General features: G+C 53.1%; 18 protein-coding genes. 6 read left to right on the forward strand and 12 right to left on the reverse strand.

Going from position 1 to position 24,555, the window contains the following annotated elements; all coding sequences use genetic code 11:
- Positions 1-160 precede the first annotated feature (160 nt).
- From lpdA to pflB, 11 genes are all read right to left on the reverse strand, one after another.
- On the reverse strand, positions 161-1,882 hold the full coding sequence (gene lpdA / locus HMPREF1556_RS02455) for a dihydrolipoyl dehydrogenase (RefSeq protein ID WP_021666636.1): 1,722 nt from the start codon (positions 1,880-1,882) through the stop codon (positions 161-163).
- Positions 1,883-1,921: 39 nt separating this feature from the next.
- Positions 1,922-3,037 (reverse strand): dihydrolipoamide acetyltransferase, encoded by a 1,116-nt coding sequence (locus HMPREF1556_RS02460; protein WP_044125134.1) that lies wholly within the window; start codon positions 3,035-3,037, stop codon positions 1,922-1,924.
- Between the two features lie 87 nt (positions 3,038-3,124).
- A complete protein-coding gene (locus HMPREF1556_RS02465; protein ID WP_021666638.1) occupies positions 3,125-4,129 on the reverse strand; it encodes an alpha-ketoacid dehydrogenase subunit beta in 1,005 nt (334 codons plus the stop codon).
- A gap of 42 nt (positions 4,130-4,171) precedes the next feature.
- On the reverse strand, positions 4,172-5,140 hold the full coding sequence (locus HMPREF1556_RS02470) for a thiamine pyrophosphate-dependent dehydrogenase E1 component subunit alpha (protein ID WP_021666639.1): 969 nt from the start codon (positions 5,138-5,140) through the stop codon (positions 4,172-4,174).
- Positions 5,141-5,916: 776 nt separating this feature from the next.
- Positions 5,917-6,318, reverse strand: a complete 402-nt coding sequence (locus tag HMPREF1556_RS02475; protein ID WP_021666640.1) for a DUF5606 domain-containing protein — start codon at positions 6,316-6,318, stop codon at positions 5,917-5,919.
- 90 nt (positions 6,319-6,408) lie between these two features.
- Complete coding sequence (coaE, locus tag HMPREF1556_RS02480) at positions 6,409-7,050, reverse strand: dephospho-CoA kinase (protein ID WP_044125135.1); 642 nt, start codon at positions 7,048-7,050, stop codon at positions 6,409-6,411.
- A complete protein-coding gene (locus tag HMPREF1556_RS02485) occupies positions 7,028-8,050 on the reverse strand; it encodes a YbbR-like domain-containing protein (RefSeq protein ID WP_021666642.1) in 1,023 nt (340 codons plus the stop codon). The genes coaE and HMPREF1556_RS02485 overlap by 23 nt, the downstream gene beginning before the upstream one ends.
- A gap of 101 nt (positions 8,051-8,151) precedes the next feature.
- Positions 8,152-8,469, reverse strand: coding sequence for a preprotein translocase subunit YajC (gene yajC, locus HMPREF1556_RS02490; protein WP_021666643.1), 318 nt, complete (start codon positions 8,467-8,469; stop codon positions 8,152-8,154).
- A gap of 39 nt (positions 8,470-8,508) precedes the next feature.
- On the reverse strand, positions 8,509-9,564 hold the full coding sequence (gene nusB / locus HMPREF1556_RS02495; RefSeq protein WP_021666644.1) for a transcription antitermination factor NusB: 1,056 nt from the start codon (positions 9,562-9,564) through the stop codon (positions 8,509-8,511).
- 346 nt (positions 9,565-9,910) lie between these two features.
- Positions 9,911-10,639 carry a pyruvate formate-lyase-activating protein gene (gene pflA / locus HMPREF1556_RS02500; RefSeq protein ID WP_021666645.1) on the reverse strand — a complete coding sequence of 243 codons (729 nt, stop codon included), beginning with the start codon at positions 10,637-10,639 and terminating at the stop codon, positions 9,911-9,913.
- A gap of 86 nt (positions 10,640-10,725) precedes the next feature.
- Positions 10,726-12,957, reverse strand: a complete 2,232-nt coding sequence (gene pflB / locus HMPREF1556_RS02505) for a formate C-acetyltransferase (RefSeq protein ID WP_021666646.1) — start codon at positions 12,955-12,957, stop codon at positions 10,726-10,728.
- Between the two features lie 574 nt (positions 12,958-13,531).
- On the opposite strand from pflB, the gene feoB reads away from it, so the two are divergent.
- The 4 genes from feoB to HMPREF1556_RS02525 are packed head-to-tail and all read left to right on the forward strand — an operon-like array spanning position 13,532 to position 19,546.
- Entirely contained in the window at positions 13,532-16,066 is a 2,535-nt protein-coding gene (gene feoB / locus HMPREF1556_RS02510; RefSeq protein WP_021666647.1) for a ferrous iron transport protein B, read from the forward strand.
- Positions 16,067-16,077: 11 nt separating this feature from the next.
- The gene (locus tag HMPREF1556_RS02515; protein WP_021666648.1) at positions 16,078-16,221 is read left to right on the forward strand and encodes a FeoB-associated Cys-rich membrane protein; all 144 of its coding nucleotides are present in this window, start codon (positions 16,078-16,080) and stop codon (positions 16,219-16,221) included.
- Between the two features lie 54 nt (positions 16,222-16,275).
- Positions 16,276-17,250: a calcium/sodium antiporter gene (locus HMPREF1556_RS02520; protein ID WP_044125151.1), complete on the forward strand. Its 975-nt coding sequence runs from the start codon at positions 16,276-16,278 to the stop codon at positions 17,248-17,250.
- Positions 17,251-17,269: 19 nt separating this feature from the next.
- Positions 17,270-19,546, forward strand: coding sequence for a bifunctional (p)ppGpp synthetase/guanosine-3',5'-bis(diphosphate) 3'-pyrophosphohydrolase (locus HMPREF1556_RS02525; protein WP_021666650.1), 2,277 nt, complete (start codon positions 17,270-17,272; stop codon positions 19,544-19,546).
- A gap of 90 nt (positions 19,547-19,636) precedes the next feature.
- Here HMPREF1556_RS02525 and HMPREF1556_RS02530 read toward each other — a convergent pair whose 3' ends face one another.
- Positions 19,637-20,560 (reverse strand): magnesium transporter CorA family protein, encoded by a 924-nt coding sequence (locus HMPREF1556_RS02530; RefSeq protein WP_021666651.1) that lies wholly within the window; start codon positions 20,558-20,560, stop codon positions 19,637-19,639.
- Positions 20,561-21,535: 975 nt separating this feature from the next.
- On the opposite strand from HMPREF1556_RS02530, the gene HMPREF1556_RS02540 reads away from it, so the two are divergent.
- Both HMPREF1556_RS02540 and HMPREF1556_RS02545 read left to right on the forward strand, forming a co-directional pair.
- Positions 21,536-22,984, forward strand: coding sequence for an McrB family protein (locus HMPREF1556_RS02540; protein WP_021666654.1), 1,449 nt, complete (start codon positions 21,536-21,538; stop codon positions 22,982-22,984).
- 21 nt (positions 22,985-23,005) lie between these two features.
- Positions 23,006-24,304 (forward strand): hypothetical protein, encoded by a 1,299-nt coding sequence (locus HMPREF1556_RS02545; RefSeq protein WP_021666655.1) that lies wholly within the window; start codon positions 23,006-23,008, stop codon positions 24,302-24,304.
- Positions 24,305-24,555: the final 251 nt, after the last annotated feature.

A 24,555-nucleotide genomic window follows, 5' to 3' on the forward strand; every position in this document is an offset into this window, starting at 1 on the left:
AAGAGCTGATTACTATAGAGCACCAAAGGGATATAAGGCAGATCCAATATAGTTATCCTGATAAAGCGAAGTGGCTAGAGCATCCCGATGGATACTCTAGCCACTCATCTAGGGGTGAGAAGACTCAATAGACTCCTCTTAATATAGGGGATGCTAGTCCTTACTTCTTCTTAGCGGGAAGGTGGATAGCAAGACCGAGGGCATCACCGATAGCTTCGTAGAGCGCTTCGGAATAGGTGGGGTGACCGTAGATCGTAGCGATCACTTCCTCTGCCGTAGCCTCCATCTCCATGATCAGCGAAGCCTGGCTGATCATTTCTGCAGCCATAGCACCGATGATATGGATACCGAGGATCTCACCATACTTATTGTCGAGGATGACCTTGACGAAGCCCTGCGTTTCACCAGAAGCAAGTGCACGGCCGTTAGCTACGAAGGGGAACTTACCGACACGGATATCTCCGTACTTCTCACGAGCCTGATCTTCGGTGAGACCTACGGTAGCTACCTCAGGACGAGTATAGACGACCGAAGGAGCAGAGAGCATCTTGAGAGCACGTTCGTTGCCCTGCAGTGCATTCTCAGCTGCTACTTCACCCATGCGGAAGGCCGTATGAGCAAGCATCTTCAGACCATTGACGTCACCAGGAGCATAGATGCCCTTGACGCTGGTCTCCATGTACTTGTCGACCTTGATGCGACCACGCTCGATTTCGAATTCGATCTCACCGACGCCTTCGAGATCAGGCACACGACCGATCGAGAGAAGAGCCTTCTCACCTTCGATGACACGGCCATCCTTGAGGACTGCAGCGAGCTTGCCTGAGCGGTCTTCGATCTTCTCAATAGCTGCACCTGTGAGGATGGTAATACCACGCTTCTCGAGTTCTGAGCGAAGAGTCTGAGAGACTTCCTTGTCAAGAGCAGGGATGATGTAGTCAGCCATCTCGATGATTGTGACCTTAGTACCAAGCGATACCAGAGCTTCGGCCATCTCGACACCGATGACACCACCGCCGATGACGACGAGGCTCTCGGGGCGCTCCTGCAGGCTGAGGATATCATCGCTGGTCAGTACGGCAGGATGCTCGATACCAGGGATAGGTAGGCGACCGACCTTGGAGCCACCAGCGAGGATGATCTTGTCGGCCTTGATGATGTCCTTGCCATCGACTACGACGTCCTTATCTCGGTTGATCTTACCGACACCACGGAAGACTTCGACACCATTGCTCTTGAGTAGCGAGTAGACACCACCGGTGAGCTTCTTGACGACGCTGTCCTTGTAGCTGACGAGCTTCTTCATATCTACAGAGAAGCTTATATCTGCGAAGTTGATCCCGCGAGCAGCAGCCTGCTCTACCCCGTCGATGATCTCTGCGTTGCGGAGGAATGTCTTGGTAGGGATACAGCCCTTATTGAGGCAAGTACCACCGAATTCAGCCTTCTCGACGATAGCTACCTTAGCACCGAGCTGAGCAGCACGGATAGCTGCTACATACCCAGCAGGTCCACCACCGATGACGCAGAGGTGATAGGAGCCGTCGAGATGGATCAATGGCTTAGCAGCACCTTCGTGCTTGGGGCCGTCCTGCTTCTCAGGGATGATCTCATCCTTCGTACGGACGGTCTCGAGGCTTTCACCAGGTTCGCCGATGTAGCCGATGACTTCGGCGATGGGTACTGTCTCGCCAGCCTGGTGTGTGATCTTAAGCAGGACGCCTGAAGCTTCAGCTTCGAGCTCCATACTCGTCTTGTCCGTCATGATCTCAAGGAGGACTTCACCAGCCTGTACGGGGTCACCCTCGTTCTTACGCCAGCTGACGATCTCACCTTCTGTCATGTCTAGGCCCGTTTTGGGCATGATGATCTCTGTTGCCATATCTATATAGGATATCTTTTGTGTTTCGTATGAGGTGGATTAAACGAGGAGTGGTAGTGGCGACTCCAGGGTAGCCTTGAGCTCCTGCATGAACTTGGCAGCGGCAAGGCCGTTGATGACGCGGTGGTCGGAGGTCAAGCTCATCTTCATGATAGGGCGGATGACGACTTCGCCATTGCGTACGACGGGCATCTCCTTCGTACCAGCGATGGAGAGGATAGCGGAGTTAGGCTGATTGATGATCGAAGTGAAGGACTCGACACCATACATACCAAGGTTGGAGATGGTGAAGGTGCTCCCCTCCTGATCCGCAGGCGTGAGCTTCTTGCCGACAGCACGCTCGGTGATGTCCTTGAGGCGAAGCATCAGGTCTACCAGTCCGAGCTTCTCAGCTCCATGGACAACAGGTACCAGAAGGCCTTCGTCCATACCGACAGCCATAGCAAAGTTCACATAGTTGTGAAGCTCGATCTGTGAGCCATCAGCTGAAAGGGTGGCGTTGATATAGGGATGATTCATCAGCGTACGCACGACAGCGATGGAGATGATATCGGTGACGGTGAGCTTCTTGCCCGTCTTCTCCTTGATGGGTTCAAGGAGCTGCTTACGGAGCTTAGTAGCTTCGTACATGTCGACTTCGTAGTTCAGGACGAAGGTTGGTGCTGAGAAGTAGCTATCGGCCATACGCTTGGCGATGACACGACGCATCATATTCATAGGCACGATCTCGATATCGCCCTTAGGAGCAGCGGTTGCTGCGGGAGCTGCTGGCGATGAGGCAGGAGCAGAAGCCTTCGCAGCGGCAGAGCCAGCTGCAGGAGCTGAAGCTACAGCACCATCGGTATCCGTGAATGGATCGATGATGTCCTCGAGGTTAGGATAGTAGCGACCGCCCAGAGCTTTCGCTACGTCGGCACGTGTGATCTTGCCACGGAAGCCGGATCCCTGGATAGAAGACGTGTCGAGACCAAAGGCGTCGGCGATCTTCTTTGCCAAAGGAGTGATACCACCAGCCTTCTCGTAGCTGAACTCAGCCACATCCTCTGCATGGATACGTCCCTTATAGCCCGATCCAGCGATCGCATTGAGGTCGACCCCCATGCGCTGAGCTAGAGAACGAGCCGCAGGTGTGGCTCTTAGTTTATCATTTCCCATATTTAGATTATTCTTATGGCGTATAGCCCTCTCCAGCGAATCAGTGGGAGGGCTATACGCATGAGTAGTGTCACTTGTGTGCGGGGACTAGCGCTTGTTGTAGAGGCGCTCTATGTACTCTAGGATGCGGTCGACATCAGGTAGCATAGCGATCTCGAGCGAGCGGTTGTAAGGCGTAGGAATATCCTCGGCAGCCAGGCGCAGGATACGGCTATCAAGGTAGTCGAATGCATCGCTCTCTGTGATCGTCGCAGCGATCTCTCCGAGGAAACCACCCGTCTTGTGAGCGTCGTTTACTAGGAGTACACGACCCGTCTTCTTCACAGAATTGATGATCGCTTCCTTGTCCAGAGGCATCAGAGTCATCAGGTCGACGACTTCGACTTCGATACCCTTCTCGAGTGCCTTGTCGGCAGCCTTTAGGACACGCTCCAGCATACGGCCGTAGGTGACGACAGTCACGTCCTTACCGGTACGCTTGAGATCAGCCTTACCAAGAGGTAGGACGAAGTCAGGAGAAGTAGGAACTTCACCCTTCATATTGTACTGAGCCTTGTACTCGAGGAAGATCACAGGGTTATTGTCACGGATAGCAGCCTTGAGGATACCCTTGACGTCAGCAGGAGTACCTGGAGCTACGACCTTGAGACCAGGGATGTGGCAGAACCATGCTTCCAAGCTCTGTGAGTGCTGAGCTGCAGAGCAGAGCCCCGAACCAGCAGCACAGCGGAAGACTACGGGCACAGAACCCTTACCGCCGTACATATAGCGGGTCTTAGCTGCCTGATTGACGATGTTGTCCATCATATAGACGATGAAGTCCATGAAGGTCACGTCGACGATAGGACGCATACCCGTCAGAGCAGCACCGACAGCACAGCCCGAGATGGCATTCTCAGAGATAGGGGTATCACGTACACGTTCGCTCCCGAACTCCTCAAGCATACCGACGGAAGTACCGAAGTCACCTCCATAGACACCGACATCTTCACCGATGAGGAATACATTCTCATCCCGACGCATCTCTTCGCTCATCGCTTCGATGATCGCATCGCGTACGGACATCACCTTTGTTTCTTGTCCTTCTATCATAATAGTCTATTCGTTTAATAGGGTTAGTGAAGACCGAATAGCTTATTCGGTGAAGATATCTTCGAAGGCAGATTCGGGAGAGGGTTCAGGACCCTTGCGTCCGTACTCTACAGCAGCTTCGACATCTGCGTGGCTTGCAGCCTCGATAGCATCAAGCTCTTCGGCCTTGGCCAGCTTCTTCTCGATCAGGTAATTACGGAACCTGAGGATGGGGTCCTTCTTCTTCCACTCGTCTACTTCTTCCTTTGTGCGGTACTTACCTGGGTCAGAAGTGGAGTGACCGAACCAGCGATAGGAGATAGCTTCTACGAGTACGGGCCCCTTGCCAGCACGTACATCCTTGATCACCTTGTCCATCGTCTCACGTACAGCTAGCAGATCATTGCCGTCCTCGATGAAGACTCCGGGGACGCCATAGGCTGCAGCACGCTCATAGACATGCTTGGGGCGCATGACGGAGCTAATAGGAGTAGAGATCCCGTAGCCGTTGTTGATACAGTAGAAGATCACCGGGAGATTCCAGATAGCAGCCATATTGAGCGTCTCGTGGAAGGTACCTTCATTGGTAGCTCCATCACCGAAGCAGCAGACTACGATCTTACCTGTGTTTTTCATCTTTTGAGTGAGGGCTGCACCGATAGCGACACCCATACCACCACCGACGATCCCGTTGGCACCGAGGTTACCAGCATCTACGTCAGCGATGTGCATTGAGCCACCCTTACCCTTGCAGACACCATTGGCCTTACCCATGATCTCGGCCATCATCCCATTGAGGTCGATGCCCATAGCGATACTCTGGCCGTGGCCACGGTGATTGGAAGTGATGAAGTCTCCCTTCTCGAGACCAGAGATAGCCCCGACGTTGGCAGCTTCCTCTCCCACGGAGAAGTGCGTCATACCTGGGACTTCCCCACGGCGCACGAGCTGATTGACCTTGTTGTCGAAGTTGCGGATGTCCTCCATCTTGCGGTACATCTCTAGCAAGTCTTCTTTCTTGAGTTTAGCCATAACTGCATTCTATATTAGGTACTTATGTAATCTTCCTTCCTCCGAACCGAAGGGGCGTCTACCCTACCTCATTACGAAGGGGAGGACCGCCCTATCTTCTCGTTCTGGTCGGTGGCAAACAGGGAGAGCAGAATACCCTTAATAATGGAAAATAATCTGTATTAACACCCTTTATTGCAACACTGACTACGCAAAGATATATATTATATCAAAATACGTCCCCCACAACTACACCTATACCCCATGTAATGGGGCACTCCTAGTGCTTCAGCTGGGGTATTTCCCCCAAAAACACAGGGGCGAGGGGCGAACTGAGCAAGTCGTTTCAAGGAGAAAATCCTACCCTTCGAATAGGAAACCCTAAGATTATCAAATAGTTCATATCCCGATGACTTTACTTAATACCCTCTATCAATACGGGCATCAATATTGTCTATAACGCAGTGGAAATTGAGGGGATTTAGGCTGGAGAATTCCCCTAAACAGGTATCGGGAAGACCGAAGAGCCGTAAAGGGCAAATGAATCGCCCATCAAGTCGCCAGAGTTTATGGGTAATGAGGGTAATGCCCTCATCTACTTAGTACTAAGGCTATTGAGTAATAAGTGCTAACACCTGAGCATTAGAGCGCCAATGATCTCAAATGAGAATGCTAATGCTCTCGAGTGACTAATGTAAGGACTCCCATAGAAGAAGCCTTCCCCTATACGAGCGAGCCCCAAACTCTAGGGGTATGTACCTAGAGCTTGGGGCTCGACTTACCTAAGCGAATTAGGATTATTCTTCTGTCTCGTCAGCGAAGTTGGTGATACCTGCTTCGAGGAGGATATTGTACCAAGTATAGAGCTTCTTGATGTCTGACGTGTAGACACGATCACGGTCAAAGTTAGGGATCACCTCACCAAAGGAAGTACGAAGCGCTTCTGCATCCTTGAGCAGGTCTTCAGTGACAGCTACTCCGGCCAGCTTCTCATGCAGACGGGTGAGCACCTCTGAGAGAGGGATGTCTTCACCATCGGTGAACATAGAGATATCTGATAGGGCCACGACGCGATCCTTAGGCAGGATGGGCATGCGCTTCTTCGTCTGAAGGGATTCGACGATGAGGTTATTCTTCCCCGAGGAGAGGAGGCGATAGAGTCCAGGCTTACCTGAAACTGAGAGAATGGTATGCAACATAATGATACTGATAGTTCGATGGATCTCCAGAGAGCTCCGTTGTGGATGCAAAAGTAGGGATATTTGGGAGAATAGACTCCGTAAAGCGGGTCAGAGGGGAAGTGCAGCCAGTAGGCGATCGATCTGAGGAGCGAGGGGATGAGCATCGTCATTGTAGAGGATATAGTCTGCACGATCTATAAGTTCCTCCTCGGCCATCTGGTGCTGAATACGTGCTCGCACTGACTCTTCACTAGCTCCATCACGGAGCATAGCTCGGGTGAGGCGCACCGACTCCTCGGCCACTACCGCTACGACTAAGTCGACATACTCATCCAGCCCAGCACCAAGGAGCAAAGCACTCTCCAGCGCACAGAGGCGAAGGCCTGACTCCACCAGTTCACTACGCCAGCGACAGAAGTCTCTACGTACGGCAGGGTGGACGAGCTTATTCACTTCCTCCAGGAGGGCACGATCAGCGAAGATCAGCGAGGCCAAGTAGGCACGATCTAGATGCCCCTCTGTAGAATAGATCTCCTTACCACAAAGCCTTATCATGGATTCGCGTAGCTCCTCGTCCTCATCATAGAGGGCCTTCGCTCTCTGGTCGGTAGCGTAGACTGGGATGTGGCGCTCCTGGAGCATACGAGCCACATAGCTCTTGCCCGCACCTATACCACCCGTTAGGCCGATAGTATAGATACCTTCTGAAAAGAATGCGGAGAGCGAGCTACTTCCTCTCCTCGATGACATACTGCACATGGTCGGGAGTGATACGATAATTCTTGAGCCAATCGGGCTTCTTGATCAGCTGAATCGGAAGCTGTCGAGGTGCGTCGGACTTAGCCTCACCACTGGAGACCAAGGTAGGATAGGCTACAGCGAGCGTCAGATCTTCGGGCTGGATCTCCTTGTAGCGGGAGCGAGGTAGCGTCAGCTGAATCGTAGCAGAGCTAGGCAGAGGCTGAAGGATGAAGCCTTCGGGAAGGCCCGTCACCTCTACGGGAAGGGTGAAGGTCTGCTCAGTGAGTTGCTCCACAGGGATATGTACCTGCACCATCGTAGTAGAAGCATAGACACCCTCGGGGAGATGGATACGCACCTTCGTCGTCGTAGTAGTCGTCAGAGTCTCCTCAGCGAAGGGCTCCGTACGAAGCGACGTCAGTGTATCCAGGGTACGACCCGAGGCAAAGACCGTCACTTCCGCTGGAGTAAGCTCTATCTCTCCTACGGCATAGCCCGTAGCTATCTGAGGGAGACTCCCGAGGGTGATCGGTAGCACCTTCCTCTGTCTACGATAGGCTGAGGCGTTGATCGCAGAGGGGGAGACGGAGATGATGCGTGCCGACGAAGAGAGGCGACTACGCACCTCTGCCGAGAGGGCACTAGCAGAGATCGAGAAGCCTCCGATGAGCTGTTGATCCCGCTGAGGGTGCAGGCGTATCGGGGCGATACCACGCATGCTATATTCGAGGAAGCGCCCCCCTTCGTCCTCAAGACTTACTTCGATGAACTCAGGGAGCTTGGACTGAAGGCCCACTTCCGGAGGGATCGAATCATAGGTCACGGGGATACGCAGCGTGTAAGTGAAGCGACGCTGGAGGCTCTGCACGAACCAGAATGTAGCCGAGAGAAGGACGAAGACGAGGAAGGTAAGGAACTCTCGACTTCTACGCCGTCTCCGTGGAGAGGGCTTGAGACTCTTAGCTACAATAGGCTTGCTAGGAGTGGGATTCTTCAGATCTAATCGCATGGCTCGTACTCGTTGGTCCGCTCTATCGGTAGAGCTATGAAGAGAGGCTGCCCGTATCTGGTGACCGAGCAGCCTCTATATAAGTAGGGTCTTAGGAGGGCTTACTTGGCGTCAGCAGGAGCGTCGCCAGCGGGGAAGACAGAGCCCTTGTCCATACGGACACGTACGCCTTCTGCGATCTCGACGACGAACTCAGTCTCCTTGATATCCTTGATCACTCCGTAGAGGCCACCAGAGGAGACGATGCGGTCGTTGACGCTGAGCGCTTCACGCTTCTTCTGTAGCTCCTTCTGTCTCTTCTGCTGGGGACGGATCATGAAGAGCCAGAAGATGACGAAAATAGCGACCATCATGATGATCGTGGAGAAGCCACTGCCTGCACCGGCCTGACCAGAAGCCTGGAGGAAAATCATTTCCATTCGTTTTGCTTATTAAGATTGAGTAAATAATACGTACTGTTACTGCTTGAGGATCTTACCCTCTTCCTTGAGCTTGCGAGCCAAGGCATCAAGCACCCCATTGACGAAGGAGGCACTGTGCGCCGTAGAGAAGTGCTTCGCTAGCTCCACGTACTCGTTGATGGTGATCTGGGTGGGGATCATAGGGAAGTAGAGGAACTCTGTCAAGCCTAGGTTGAGCAGGAGAGCATCGATGTCAGCCAGACGCTCACTACTCCACTCCGTGCTAAGCACTGGTTCGATGAGCTTCATCTGCTCACTGTACTTCAGGAGGGTTTGGCGGAAGAGCATGCGGGCAAAGCGCTCGTCATCCTCATCCTTGAAAGCAGGGCGGATCTCCTGGTCGAAGGCGTTCTCCTCCTCACTCTTTCTCAGTGTCTTCTCCACGAAGTCCTTGACGATCTCTACGGGGCCGTTCTCTAGGCGAAGGCTCTGGTAGGCGCCTGCCTGACGAGCCTCGGCGAGCGCTTGCTCGACGGCTTCGTCTTCACTAGCGGGGCGCTCCTCTGTCTCTGCCTTCTCCGTACACTTTAAATCGTCTTCCCAGTAGATGGAGTTCTGCTCAAGCATCTCTGCCAGCTCTTCGTCTGTGGCGAAGAGCTCATGGAAGATCTCTACCCAGAAGTCTCGGTCCAGCTCGAAGGTCGACTCCTCTGCCTGGAGGTAGTGAGCATAGATCTCGGAGGCCTCGATACGGCGGAGCAGATGGCGAAGGAGTGATTCATCCTCCTCCCAGCGAAGATTGAAGCCTTCATACCAGGAGCTCAGCTTCTCGGACGAAGCGAGCTTCGCTGCTAGGCGATTCTCTACAAGGCGAAGGTTGGGGCTGCGCTCGGCCTTCGTAGCTAGGTGTTTCTTCTTGCGGATCTCTAGGACCTCGCGGTGAAACTCCGTAAGCGAAGGAATGAGCTGAAGGAGGAAGAGATAAAGGTCATACGTGCGATGAAGGCTGAGCAAGAGATCCTGCTCAGCAGTGGCAAGCCGAAGCTCTCCACGATGGAGGTGGGCATAGGCCACCTGTAGTACACGGGTGCGTATAAGTACTCTATTGATCATAATTTCAAGCCACCTACTCCTATCTACATACCTCTAGTGCGTCTCTGTAGATAGGCATAAGCAAGACAAAGAACGCACAGATACTCTGAGAAGTAGTTCACAAAGATAACAGGATTTCACCAAACCTAGGCATACCCTTCGATCCCCTAGTCTGGAGGTATACCATTATTATATAGGCGGAGATGGCGGAGGTAGCTATCGAGGGAAGGTAAAGGCAGCTCTTAGTGGAGGAGATCAGCGTCGGGATAGAGACGGCACCAGCATCTAAGACGGCAGGACGGCGACATCCTATGCGGGAAGGCGTCGGACATGGGGACGGGGGCGTGTCGCTACTAGCACCTCCCGACTATTGCGTCCAGACGACGAGGAAGTACTGCTCTAGTATCTCCTGAGCAGCAGCGATCTCCTCGTGGGTAGGCTCATGTACCTGCTCCAGAGGATAAGCACGTCCGAGGGTCTCGTACTTATGCTTGCCATAGGTATGGTAGGGCAGGAGCTCTAGGCGCTCGATATTCTCGTAGCTACCGAAGCGTTGCCCTAAGGCATGCAAGGCCTCTGGCTGGTCACTGTACCCAGGGACAAGCACGTAGCGCATACGGACGGGCTTACCCATCTGGCGTAGTTGCTCCGCCGTCGCTAGGGTGTTGGCATTGGACTGTGTAGTCAGACGACGGTGAGCCTCAGGGAGGATATGCTTACAGTCTAGGAGCACCATATCTACGATGGAGAGGAGCTCGTCGACATAGCGATTGCGGATACTACCTTGGCTGTCTAAGCAGATATGGATACCCTCGGCCTTGAGCTGACGGCACAGAGGGATGAGGGCTTCGGCCTGCACGGTAGGCTCTCCACCACTAAAAGTGATCCCTCCACGCTTGCCGAAGAAGGGACGTTCGCTCAGGGCACGGCGTAGCACCTCCCCCTCCTCTATGAGCTTCCCGCCCTGACCTATGGGGATGGTGTCAGGGTTGGCACAGTAGAGGCACTGGAAGTTGCACCCTTGGAGGAAGACGACGAGACGAAGCCCAGGACCATCAAACGTCCCCATGGACTCGAAGGAATGAATACGTAGCATGACCTGCAAGAAAGAGGGCGGGCGAAGGGTCGGTACCGATCCTTCGCCCGCCACTTTAGTTATAGAGATTCGGAGCGTCTCCTAGGCTAGCGCATGCGCTGGTGGAAGGAGCGAGAGATGACCTCGAGCTGGTGTTCACGGCTGAGCTTGACGAAGTTCACAGCATAGCCGGAGACACGGATCGTCAGCTGAGGATAGTTCTCTGGATGGATCATAGCATCCTCGAGCATCTCACGATTGAGCACGTTGACGTTGAGGTGGTGCGCCCCCTTGGAGAAGTAACCGTCCATCATAGAGATGAGGTTCTCGTTCTGCTCCTGCTTGTTCGACCCGAGCGAGTGAGGGATGATACTGAAGGTATTGCTGATCCCGTCGGCGGCATCGGTGTAGTCGAGCTTAGCTACCGAGCTGAGTGAAGCGATAGCCCCGTGGTTGTCTCGGCCGTGCATGGGGTTAGCCCCTGGAGCGAACGCTACGCCCTTGGCACGCCCGTCAGGGGTAGCGCCAGTCTTCTTGCCGTACATCACATTGGAGGTGATGGTCAGGACAGAGAGCGTAGGCTCAGCATTCTTGTAGACGGGGAGTTCCTTGAGGAGACCCGAGAAGATATGCGTGATATCGTAGGCGATGGTATCAGCACGGTCATCATCGTTGCCATAGCAGGGGAACTCTCCCTCGACCTTGAAGTCTTCGGTGAGACCTTGCTCGTTGCGGATCGGGGTGACCTTAGCGTAGCGGATCGCCGAGAGCGAGTCTGCTGCGATGGAGAGACCAGCGACACCGTAGGCGAGGTTGATCTTGGGATCGGTGTCAATGAACGCCATCTGCGCCGCCTCGTAATAATACTTGTCGTGCATGTAGTGGATGATGTTCATCGAGTCATTGTACACGCGTGCGATGGTCTTGAGTACCTTGAGGTAGTTGTCCCAGACCTCTTGGAAGTTGAGCACCTCACCCTTCAGTTCGGGGATCCCTTCGACCATGAGTGTACCAGAGATCTCACAGCGTCCGCCGTTGATCGCTAGTAGAAGAGCCTTGGCTAGATTAGTACGTGCGCCGAAGAACTGGATGTGCTTACCGATCTCCTGATAGGACACGCAGCAAGCGATCCCGTAGTCGTCCGAATTGCGGGTAGCACGCATCAGATCATCATTCTCGTACTGAATAGAAGAGGTATCGATGGAGACCTGTGCAGCGAATTCCTTGAAGCCTTCTGGTAGGGAGGGACTCCACAGGACCGTAAGGTTGGGTTCAGGACTTGGCCCGAGGTTATAGAGCGTGTTGAGGAAGCGGAAGCTAGTCTTGGTGACCTTGTGGCGGCCATCGAAGAGACGTCCTCCGATCGACTCTGTTACCCAGGTAGGGTCACCAGCGAAGATCTCATTGTAGGAGTCCATGCGCAGGTGGCGGACCATACGTAGCTTGATGACGAACTGGTCGATCAGTTCCTGAGCAAGCTCTTCAGTGATCGTACCATGGTCGAGCTCGTACTGGATGTAGATATCGAGGAAGCTCGACACATTCCCCAGAGACATAGCTGCACCATCCTGATCCTTGATAGCAGCCAGGTAGGCGAAGTACACCCACTGGACGGCTTCGCTAGCGGTATAGGCTGGACGACGCACGTCGAAGCCGTAGCCAGCTGCCATCTCTACGATCTTCTTGAGAGCACGGATCTGCTCAGCCACTTCCTCTCGTAGACGGATGACATGCTCCGTCATAGGTCCATGGATACCTGCTAGGTCTTCCTTCTTCCAGGCGATGAGGCGATCGGCACCGTAGAGCGCTAGGCGACGGTAGTCACCGATGATGCGACCACGGGCATAGTTGTCAGGCAGACCGGTGAGGAAGCTATTGGAGCGGAAGGAGCGGATCTCATCCGTATAGACGTCGAAGACGCCATCGTTGTGGGTCTTGCGGTAGTGGGTGAAGATGTCGGTGACACGAGGATCTACCTCGAGGCCATTCTCATGGACAGCCTTCTCGACGACCTTGTATCCTCCGAAGGGTTTCATAGCACGACGAAGGACCTGGTCCGTCTGTAGACCGAAGACCACTTCATTCTCTTTGTCTATGTAGCCAGGAGCGAAGGCGGTGATGCCGGAGACGGTGCTCGTGTCGATGGAGCGTACGCCATTGTTCTCACGTTCTTCCTTGAGTGCCTGAAGGCAGTGCTCCCACACACGGCGGGTCTTCTCTGTGGGGCCACAAAGGAAGGAGGCGTCTCCATCGTAGGGGGTTACATTCTGAGCGACGAAGTCACGAACATTGAGTTCGACTTCCCATACTCCTGACTTAAACTGGGGTTGCTCTTGCATAATGCTAATGAGGTTAGTTTAATGTAGACTGGTCTGTACGTAAGGCTTCGGAGGGGGCGGTAGTGCTTGGCCTTAGACCGCTCTCCTAGGTCCTTGCACGGCAAAGATATGATAAATATCCAAATTGCAAACTACTATGCACAACAACCCGCATTAGCACACACTTCTCCCATCTGTGCAATTCTACCTCCTTCGCCTCTCCCCTAGGCTAGGCGAAGCTTCGCTAGTAGTCCCCAACTAGTGGCACTACTAGCGCCTCCCTCGAGGCAACAGTAGTACCTCTCTAGAGGCGCTACTGCAAACACTCATTAGGCAACCTTGATGCTTCTAAGGCGGATGAAATGAAGGCGGACTCCTGAGCTGAATAGCCCCCTCCTCCCATCACCCCTCTCCTTCGACCGAAATGGGCAAAGAAAAAGGGGATGGACGAACCTCCATGCGCCTTCTCCGCTTATTGTACTAAAGCCCTCCTCATGGGCTTACTTCCCAGATAAAGTCTTCACTTGTGTGCCCTAGGAAAGAGAAGAGCCCAGAGGCTCTGGGGAACTAGTGCTTTTTACATAACTTTGTAGGTATGAACTTAGCTCAGCTACAGACGGGACAGAAAGCCGTCATCGTGCGTGTCGGCGGATCAGGAGCCTTCAGGAAGCGTATCCTTGAGATGGGCTTCGTCCAGGGTAAGGAGATCACTGCCGTACACAACGCACCACTCAAGGATCCCATCTACTACAAGATCCTTGACTACAACGTCTCGCTCCGTCACAAGGATGCCGAGCGCATCGAAGTGCGCCTCCTTGAGCCCTTCGAACTGGAACGTGAGCCCGCCGAAGCTCCCGAAGAGCCTCTACCAGCGCCTGAGCTCCACAGCCTCCATCATCGGGAGCATTCGGGGCTTCGCTCCAAGACGCTCCCGACGCTACGCATTGCCCTCTTGGGCAACCCGAACTGCGGGAAGACTTCCCTCTTCAACCAAGCTAGTGGCGCCCATGAGCACGTGGGCAACTATAGCGGGGTGACGATCGAGGCTAAGACGGGCTACATCTACTACGGAGGCTATCGTATCGAGCTCATCGACCTACCAGGCTCCTACTCCCTCTCGCCCTACAGCCCCGAGGAGATCTATATACGCAACTACCTGACGGGGAGCCAGCGCCCTGACCTGGTGCTCAACGTCGTCGACACCTGCAATATCGAGCGCAACCTCTACCTGACGCTACAGCTCAAGGAGCTGGGTCTGCCGGTGGTCGTGGCTCTGAATATGTTCGATGAGTTCATGCAGCGAGAGGAGTACTTCGACTACCCTCGCCTCTCCCGCCTCCTCGGCATACCTATGATCCCCACCATCTGCCGTACAGGGCTGGGGCTGGAGGCGCTCTTCGATGAGATCATCAGCGTAGCTAAGGGGATCAAGGCGGGGGACGAAAGCCTCTTCAGCCCAGAGACAGGGAAGCTCCGCCCGCTACGTATCCCCTATGGACCTACCCTAGAGCCCCTGATCGAGGAGCTGACGGAGAAGATCCAGGAGCATACCGAGATCACCGATGCCCTCGCTGCCCGCTCTCTAGCGATCAAGCTCCTGGAGCGAGACAAGGACGTCGAGGAGGGGCTCATCGCCCGTCATACCCGAGGAGGCTTCCTCCTCTCGGCTCGAGACTTCGCCCTGCGCAAGCTCCGTGAGTATACCGACGAGGAGGCAGAGTCTCTGATCACCGATGCTCGCTACGGCTTCATCTCTGGAGCACTCAAGGAGACCTACTTCCCCAAGCACTCGGGCAAGCGTACCCTCACCGACCGCATCGACGATGTCGTGACCAGTCGTCTCTGGGGCTTCCCGCTCTTCCTCCTACTCATGGGGCTGATGTTCTTCTTCACCTTCACCCTCGGGCAGTACCCGATGGACCTAATAGATAGTCTGGTGGGGAAGCTCGGGGCGTGGCTCGGCTCCAGCATGAGTGAAGGCCCCCTGAGGGATCTCCTCGTAGATGGGATCGTGGCAGGCGTGGGGGGCGTGATCGTCTTCCTACCGCAGATCGTCATCCTCTACCTCTTCATCTCCCTCCTCGAGGACAGTGGCTACATGGCCCGAGCAGCCTTCATTATGGACAAGCTCATGCACCGCATGGGGCTACATGGTAAGTCCTTTATCCCCCTGATCATGGGCTTCGGATGTAATGTGCCGGCAGTGATGAGTACCCGCATGATCGAGAGTCGTAAGAGCAGGCTCATCACGATGCTTGTCCTGCCGTTCATGAGCTGTTCGGCACGTCTGCCTGTCTACTTGCTCCTGGCCGCGGCCTTCTTCCCTATCCCTTGGCAGGCGACCCTGGTGCTCTTCTCCCTGTACCTCATAGGTATCTTCATCGCTGTAGTGTCTGCCCGTCTCCTGCGAAGCGCAGTCTTCAAGGGGGAGGACATCCCCTTCGTCATGGAGCTCCCCCCTTATCGTAGGCCGACGGTACGCTCGGTAGCGATACACGTGTGGATGCGCTCCAAGCAGTACCTTCAGAAGATGGGTACCGTGATATTAGCAGCGTCGATCATCGTGTGGTTCATGAGCTACTACCCTCGCCAAGACAAGGAGCGGGCGATCAAGGATCAACAGGTCGAAGCGCTCCAGCAGTCTGCCCTCCCCGAGGCTATCCGCCAGGCTCAGATCGACTCGCTAGAGCATAGCTTCGCCACCTATCATCAGGAGCAATCCATCATCGGCCGTATCGGTCACCTCAGCGAACCGATCATACGCCCGCTGGGCTTCGACTGGAAGATGGGGGTAAGTATCGTCTCGGGTCTCATGGCCAAGGAAGTCGTGGTAAGTACCATGGGTGTCATCTATACCGGCGATGGCGACGACGGGGATGAAGCCATCGCTCAACTCTCGACACGTATGAAGCAGGAGAAGCGCTCCGACGGGAGCCCTTCCTTCACCCCGCTCATCGCCTACAGCTTCATGCTCTTCGTCCTGCTGTACTTCCCCTGTATCGCTACCCTCATCGCTATCGGTAGGGAGTCAGGCCACTGGAAGTGGGGCTTCTTCTCAGCCCTCTACTCCTGTGGTATCGCTTGGCTCATCTGCTTCGTAGTATATCAGACCGCTCACCTGCTGAGCTAATCCCGCTACCTATGTTTCAGAATATAGCCGTCGCACTCATCCTCATCATCGTGGTCTTCTTCATAGGGAGATCACTCTGGCAGATGCTTCGCCCCAAGAAGGGGGGCAATGGTCCTGGCTCCGGATGCTCAGGCTGTACCGGTTGCTCCCATTAGCCCTACTGTATCTCCTCAACCAACCTCTCGTATATGATCACCAACCTCTCGTATATGATCGTAGACATTCTACTCTTTCTCCTGGGGATCGTATTGATCATCGTAGGAGCGAACTACCTCACCGAGGGTGCCTCTACCCTAGCCCGTCGTATGGGTGTCTCCCCGCTCGTCGTAGGACTGACCATCGTAGCCTTTGGCACCTCTGCCCCAGAGCTGATCGTCAGTCTCATGTCCGCCCTCAAGGGCAACGCCGATATAGCTATGGGGAATGTCATAGGCTCTAATATCTTCAATGTCCTCGCTATCGGAGGGGTGACAGCAGTGGTGGCTCCCATCCGAGTCACCCAGAGCACCATCCGTAGAGAGCTTCCTCTGATGATCCTAGCGAGCCTCGTGCTCTTCTTCCTGTCCTACGACACGATCTTCTCAGGCATCGGTGCTACGGAGAATATACTGACCCGTGGCGAGGGGATGGTCCTACTGGGGTTCTTCCTCATCTTCCTCACCTATACCTTCGCCATAGCCAAGGGCTCCCCCGATGATCCACACGCTGATCATGCTCCGGTGAAAGCCTATCCCCTCTGGCTCCTGATCCTCTTCATCATCGGAGGACTCGTTGCGCTCGTCTACGGGGGAGATCTATTCGTCTCCTCAGCCTCTTCCATAGCCAGAGCCCTAGGGATGAGCGAGAGCTTCATCGGGCTGACGATCGTAGCGGCGGGGACCTCGCTCCCCGAGCTCGCCACCTCCGTCGTCGCTGCTCTGAAGAAGCAGCCCGAACTAGCCGTGGGGAACATCGTCGGGTCAAACATCTTCAATATCTTCCTCATCCTCGGCATCAGCTCTACAGTGACGCCGATACGGGTCGGCGGTGTCACCCCCCTGGACTTCTCCGTCATGATCGTCTCGGGGGTGCTACTCTACATCTTCTCCGTGCTCTTCGGGGATCGCATCGTCAAGCGCACTGAGGGAGCCGTCCTAGTACTAGGCTTCGTCGCCTACACCCTCTACCTGATCGCACAGCTCTAACCCCTCGTATCTTCCACTCATGGCACAGATCAGTCTCAACTTCACTCCCGAGGAGGAAGCTCTCATCAACCAAGAGTATCAGGCTCTGGTCGCCGACTACATGGCCTCTCCACATAGACAGAAGACCGAGATCATCGAGCAAGCCTTCCAACTAGCTCGGCGGGCTCATGGCCTCGTACGACGCCGCAGTGGCGAGCCCTACATCCTACACCCGATAGCCGTAGCCCGTATCGTCTGCAAGGAGATGGGGCTTGGCTCTACCTCCATCTGCAGTGCACTCCTGCATGACGTCGTGGAGGATACAGAGTACACGGTAGAGGATATACGTCGGGGCTTCGGGGACAAGATCGCTCAGATCGTCGAGGGACTTACCAAGATCTCCTCCGAGCAGGTACCCCAGAATATAGATAGCCTGCAGGCTCAGAACATCCGCAAGCTCCTCCTCACCATCGGGGACGACGCACGTGTGATCCTCATCAAGATCGCCGACCGCCTGCACAACATGCGTACCCTCGGCTCCATGAAGCCAGACAAACAGCTCAAGATCGCCGGGGAGACCTCCTTCTTCTATGCTCCACTAGCTGATCGCCTCGGCCTCTTCTCCATCAAGACGGAGCTCGAGGACCTGAGCTTCCGCTACGAGCATCCCGATGCTTACGACGAGATCCAGCGCAAGGTCAAGGAGAGCGAGGCCGGTCGTGAAGACCTCTTCCATCGCTTCGCTGCACCCCTGAAGGCACGCTTTGACGAGATGGGGCTCAAGTACGAGATGAAGACCCGGGTCAAGGGGTGCTTCTCCATCTGGCGAAAGATGCAGATCAAGGGCATTCCCTTCGAGGAAGTCTATGACCTCTTCGCCGTACGTATCATCTTCGACAGCAGTGACGGCTACCCCGAGAAGAACCGCTGCTGGGATATCTACACCGCTATCACCGAGATCTACCGAAACCGCCCCGACCGACTCCGTGACTGGCTCTCCACCCCTAAGGGCAACGGCTATCAGGCCCTTCATCTCACGGTACTCGGACCCGATGCGCAGTGGATAGAAGTCCAGATACGTAGCCGTCGTATGGACGAGATAGCCGAACAGGGGCTAGCAGCCCACTGGCGCTACAAGAACGATGTCGTCGAAGAGGATCATGAGCTGGAGATTTGGCTTGATACCATCCGGGAGGTACTAAACCATCCAGACTCGAAGGGCATGGAGTTCCTCAACACCGTTCACCTCAGTCTCTATGCCCACGACATCACTGCTTTCACACCTAAGGGACGCCCGATCACGCTACCGGTAGACGCCTCGGTCCTCGACTTCGCTTACGCTGTACATACGGACCTAGGAGACACGTGTATCGGAGCGAAGGTCAACCATAAGGTCCTCCCCATCTCCTACCGCCTCTCCAACGGGGATCAGGTAGAGATCCTGACGAGTAAGACGGTACAGCCCGAGCCTAGTTGGCTCGAGTACGTCGTCACGGCTTACGCTAAGGTGAAGATCGAGACTGCCCTACGCCGTCGCCAGCGTGAGTCTATTGCTCAGGGGGAAGCGCTACTTACGGCCCGTCTGAAGAGCATCGGAGAGACACTCAATGGCCCCCTGCTGAATCGCCTAGCGCACTACTATCAGTACGACAAGCCCGATACCTTCCTCCGTCAGCTAGGAGAGGGGACGTTCGACTTCCCTGAAGACTTCGACCAGGTCGCCAAAGGCAAGGCTACCAGCCGTAAGAGTCGCATGACACGTGCCTTCTCTTCCCTCTTCGGAGGCAAGGAGAAGGAAAGTGACGCTCCGCAGACAGCACCGACTTCGCCCAAGGACTTCGACAAGTCACACCCCTACGAACTCATCGAGCAGGACGGCAAGCTCAACTACAAGCTCGCCCCTTGCTGTCACCCCATCCCGGGCGATGACGCCCTCGGGGTCATCGCCGACGAGGGACAGGTGATCGTGCACAAGCGCTCCTGTCAGGAAGCTACCCGCTACAAGACTGCTCAGGGCGACCGCCTTCTATCCGTCGCCTGGGGGACGTACCACGCTCCTATCTACGAGACGACCTTGGTCATCCGAGGCATTGACTCCAAGGGCCTGATCAACGCCATCTCGCAAGTGCTCCTCGAGGACTTCAAGGTAAGTATCACCTCGATCAACATGAAAGCCTTCGACGGCGTCTTCCAAGGTACGATCTCGGTGAAAGTACTCGACGTCCAGCAGGTAGAGGCGATCTGCTCCATCCTCAGGCGTAATCCTGCCATCCACGAAGCCTACCGCCTCTCGGAGCTGGACACGGGCAAGGAGTAAGGCATCCCTAGGCTCTCCCCTATACAAACAGCGATCCCCCCTGATGAGCAGAGTCATCAGGGGGGATCGCTATTTATAAGGCTCGCTAGGTTAGAACCACTTGATCTTTCGGAAGAGGTAGAAGGCTAGCCCCGATATGGCGACGGAGATGCAGAAGATGACGAGGAACGCCCAGTACCATTCTCCCAGATAGACGTCGACGTTCATCCCGAAGAAGCTGGAGATCATCGTCGGTATCGTCAGTACGATGGAGATGCTGGTCATTCGCTTCATGATGGTGTTGACGTTGTTGGAGATGATGTTCGCCGAGGCATCCATCATGCTCGTCACGATATCGGTGTAGATATTGATGGTATTGTACGCCTGCCTCAGCTCAATGCTTACGTCTTCGAAGAGGTCGGGGTCGATGCTCGACGCTCTCGAAGTGGTACGAAGGCGCCCAAGCATCGCTTCGTTGCCTCGGATAGACGTACTGAAGTAGACGAGCGACCGCTGAAGGCGCATGATACGCAGTAGGTCTTCATTACGGATACTCAGCTCTAGTTCCTTCTCCGCACGATTGATCTCGAGGTACATGAGCTTCAGGTACTTCAGGAACCATACCGCTGAGGAGTAGATCATCCGGGTGATGAACTCCATCTGGTTGGAGATCCCGATGTTCTTGCGCCGGATGTGATTGATGAAGTCGGGCAGGAGCTGCGTGCGCCGGTAGCAGACGGATACCGTTGCCGTTGGGCTCGTGATGATCCCTATGGGCACGGTCTGATAGGGCATGCCCGGCCCGCCTCCGTCCATAGGGATGCGAAGGATCGTCAGTAGCCAGTCGTCCTCACGCTCAGCACGAGGACGCTCGTCGATATCGGCGATGTCGGAGAGAAATTCACGGGGGATCCCCAGCTCCTTGGTTAGGAAAAGGAAGTCATCTTCGTCGGGGCATTCGACATGCACCCAGCAGTTTGGGGCAAACTCTTCAAGCTCGGGCAGTCCTGGCTCGAAGGTAAGATAGCTCTTCATCTTATTTATGCTTGTGTCTAAGTCGGTGAGACGGAGCTCTAGGTCTTATGTGCTAGAGGGCTGAATGTCGGCTCACCGCGTAGCCACCGGAGTAAGGATCGGGGTAAGGCAAGACGACTGCTAACGAGGAGCGCTTACACAGCGCTCATTCGGCGGGAGGGAATCATCCATGATCTTGCTTCTTATTGTCCTTAGCTGTTCTATTGGGCCGGAGAAGTGCCCTATGAAGGCGGGCGTCATTGGCTCCGAAAATCCGGAGGCAAAGGTACAAAAAAGCCCCTAATACCTCAAGGAAACCCAGCCCGAAGGGATTAGCCTTTTTCAAGGCACGGCTTATTTGCGATGACCTTAGCGGATTATCCCCCTTTCACAGTCCTCCTTCTTCCAGGCTATTCCTCAACGTATAGCCAGCTTGGGAGAAAACATATACGTTTTGGCCCTGAGGGGTAGGTAAGCCCGTTTGCCCCCCCTTTGCTAGGGAAGCAGAACGAGCCACCATGGCTCGCAGAAGTACCCCATTCATGGGTCGGTCAGGTGACCCATGAATGGGTCGTCGTGGTCACCCATGCATGGGTCACTTCATCGACCCATGATGGGTACCTTAAGTATATGGGAAGTAGGAATTAGAAACTGAAATAGATGACTGCCCAACACTAAGACCTTTCTCCCAGAATAAGGAGAAAGGTCACTACTAGGAGTATAAACTGAACACCCAACTGAAAGGACAAGTACTTATCCCCTAGATTATTAGATATAACGACTTGCTGCAGTTCACTGCCTCCAAACCCATGAAAGTATTTAATGACTAAATTTGGGAGACTTTGAGAGTCCATAGTCTAACCACTTAGATTTATGGTAAGATCCCTTGCCAGATGTTTCTGATTCGCATGTAAGTTTAAAGTCAATCACAGGCAAAAGAGCAAAGGAGGCCATCTCTTATTTTTTCAGAACTATAACACACTGCATAGTACAGACATGAATGCCCGAGAACTAGAGGATAAAATCAAAGAAGAAGCCATTAAGTTTGGACTTTTCACTTCTGAGATGAAGAATGAAGGAAAGAAAGGAACCGTCAATGCTGTAAGTCGATCCAATATCAGTACTAAGAGCTTTAGCGAAGGAGGTGCTTACTTTGGCTATGTAAGGCCAGAAGAAGCTCCTACTGGACCCTATTATGATGTATCCTTTGTAGTCTTCCCTCAAGAGAAGGATGGAGGCTGTATCATTGCTATTGCTGTCGGATCTGCAGGTTTCCAAAGGGACTATGACCTCGTCTCAAACCCATGGCTTAGACGTCTATATACAAAATTATCTACTTCTGATGGACAATCTTTCATCAAGAATGACTTCACGAATGTAGAGTCTTCTATCTCTGAATTACTCGAAACGATCGAGAATAGGGAGGAGCTAGGGTTATCTGATCTTGAAGAAACAATTAAACGATACAAAAACTGCATACTAGCAGCTTGTATTGTCGATCCAGATAGAGACTTTACTACAATATCTGCATGGTTAGCTCAGTATGCTAAGGTAAGAGGATGGGGGACCAATACTGCCCAACGCAAAAACCAGGATAATACTATTGAATACCTACGCGAAAAGGTACAACGACCAATAGATATAGAAAGAGATATCAAGGAGCTCCTAAAGCTTAAGCGGTTCGTCGTATTGCAGGGAGCTCCTGGTACAGGAAAAACCTACAATGCACTAAAGATTGCTCAGGACTATGCAGAGACCTACTTAATCCAATTTCATGCAGAGACCTCCTATACAGATTTTGTGGGAGGCATTCGCCCAAACCTGTCTTCCGATCAGCTAAAATATGAAGCCTGTGATGGCAAATTAGTCGAGGCGATTAAAGCTGCCGAACGAGTGCAAGACTCTGGAGAGCGTGTACTTCTGATCATCGATGAAATAAACAGAGCTAATCTATCCAATGTCTTAGGCCCTGTATTCTTCCTCTTTGAAACCCATGCAGATGGGAGAGAGACAACATTACAGGTAGGTTCTCTTAGACTGTCACAACTTCCCGAAAACCTAGATGTAATCGCAACTATGAATACAGCGGATAGGAGTTTGGCAGTAGTAGACTTTGCCCTTCGTCGCCGGTTTGCATGGTATACTATACGCCCCCAAGCTATAAACACAGGCGAGACGCCTGGGAGACACTTCGATGGGATATTATTTCATAAGTTCTGTGATATTTTCGAGAGATATGCTTCTGATGAAGAGCTTAACCTTCAACCAGGACCAAGCTATTTCCTGACAGACCTCGAAGCTCATGAAGGGATTATGAAAACAAGATTGATTTATGAGCTCATGCCATTAATCAAAGAGTACCTAGCTGAGGGCCTCTTACAAAAGGCTGCAGATAGCTTCTCTCAACTATTCTATACAGAGGCTAAAGTGCATTTATATGAGTAGTCTCACTCCTCCCGAATCGATATGAGGAAGCTTTATACTCTTGAGAATATCTCGATTTCTTTTGAAGAGTTGAATGCGACATGGAAATGTGACAAGCGCTATGGGGTAGATACACTCAGACGCTTTGTTGCACTGAATAAATGTGCCTTTGACTTTATTGGTGTTCGAGCAAATATTGATTCTTCGCTGGGTAAAGCTCTTCTGCAACTAAGCACGTCTAACTATGCGGGTAGCATCCCTCTATTATCTCCCAAAGATGGCAAACCCTACGAGGATCTGACTATCCGTGGCAGATTTAGAGAAGATATCTCTGGGCTACTAACATTCGTACAAGGTAGTTTATTGCCCGAGTATCATTCTAGTCTCCCCGACATTCAAGACTCTACCGTAGAGCCTCCTTTCTACTTTGAGTGCTGCAGATTCATTGATTTCTGGAAGCATGTGGAAAGGTCCCAATGGTGTAAGTTTGAGGTAATAGATCGTGATCGTGATTTACCAACCAGTGGAACACGATGGGAAGTTTATGCTCAGAGAAGTTTTGCCCCGGAGATGGCGATGAGGTATCTAACTAGAGAGAACAGGCTATCTAAACTTCATTCGGAGTTTAAACAACTGGTTACTGTTCTCCTATTTGCTATCTCAGAAGTTCAGAAAATCCAAACACCTATCGCCGTCAGATCTAGGTATCTTACCCAAATAGCACGATTGAGTTCTATCTATGGCCATACATCTAGGCTGAGGTTATGTGACACATTTGTTGAGCATGCCTCCGATCCAATGGTCATCAGAGAAGCCAAACGTCTTGCCAATGTAATTCTTCAAAATCAGAGGAGGATAAAACGAGCCTGGAGAGTAAACTATGCTGATCTATTTGAGCACTATGTCCAGCTTCTCTTCAAGGAGATAGCACGAAAGCGACACTACTCTATCGCGTGTAACCCTCGTTACTCAATATCTGGGAGCTCTCCAGCTTGGTCCTTGCGTTATCTTGAACCTGACCTCGTGGTATACAAAGATGACTGTCAGTATATCATCGATGCAAAGTACAAAAGCCACATGTTCAATCGGGAGAAGATTAGTGGAGACCTGAAGGAGTCCTTTAGGAGTGATCTTCACCAGGTCCTGGCCTATAGTTCATTCGGGATAACTCCTAACAAACGAGCTATCTTAGTCTACCCTGCGACCGATTTCATAAGCCAAAAACTACAGATCTCTAATCCTCTAACTAGAGCTTTTACAGATGTACATCTAGTCGGGATCTCCTTGAATATAGCATCTATAGAAGACACCAAACTTGAGCTAGGAAAGCTCATTGATTAGCCCTAACTTTTCATCAAAGGATCTACTCTATTCTTCGGTAGTTTAAGCTTAGTCATGGTAGGATTAAACAACCTACTCTGACAAGATGCAGACAGCATTAATTTCCAGTGATATAGTGTCAACATTTTTCTGCATCTCAGTGAGCATTCGCTTAGGGCAAGGTGGCTCGGCGGACCTTATAAAGCAAGCCTGCCTCAGCGACCAAGCGGTCACTGAGGCAGGCTTGCTTAGGGGAGGAAGAACGAGCGAAA

Source organism: Porphyromonas sp. oral taxon 278 str. W7784 (genome assembly GCF_000467855.2).
Classification (GTDB): Bacteria; Bacteroidota; Bacteroidia; order Bacteroidales; family Porphyromonadaceae; genus Porphyromonas.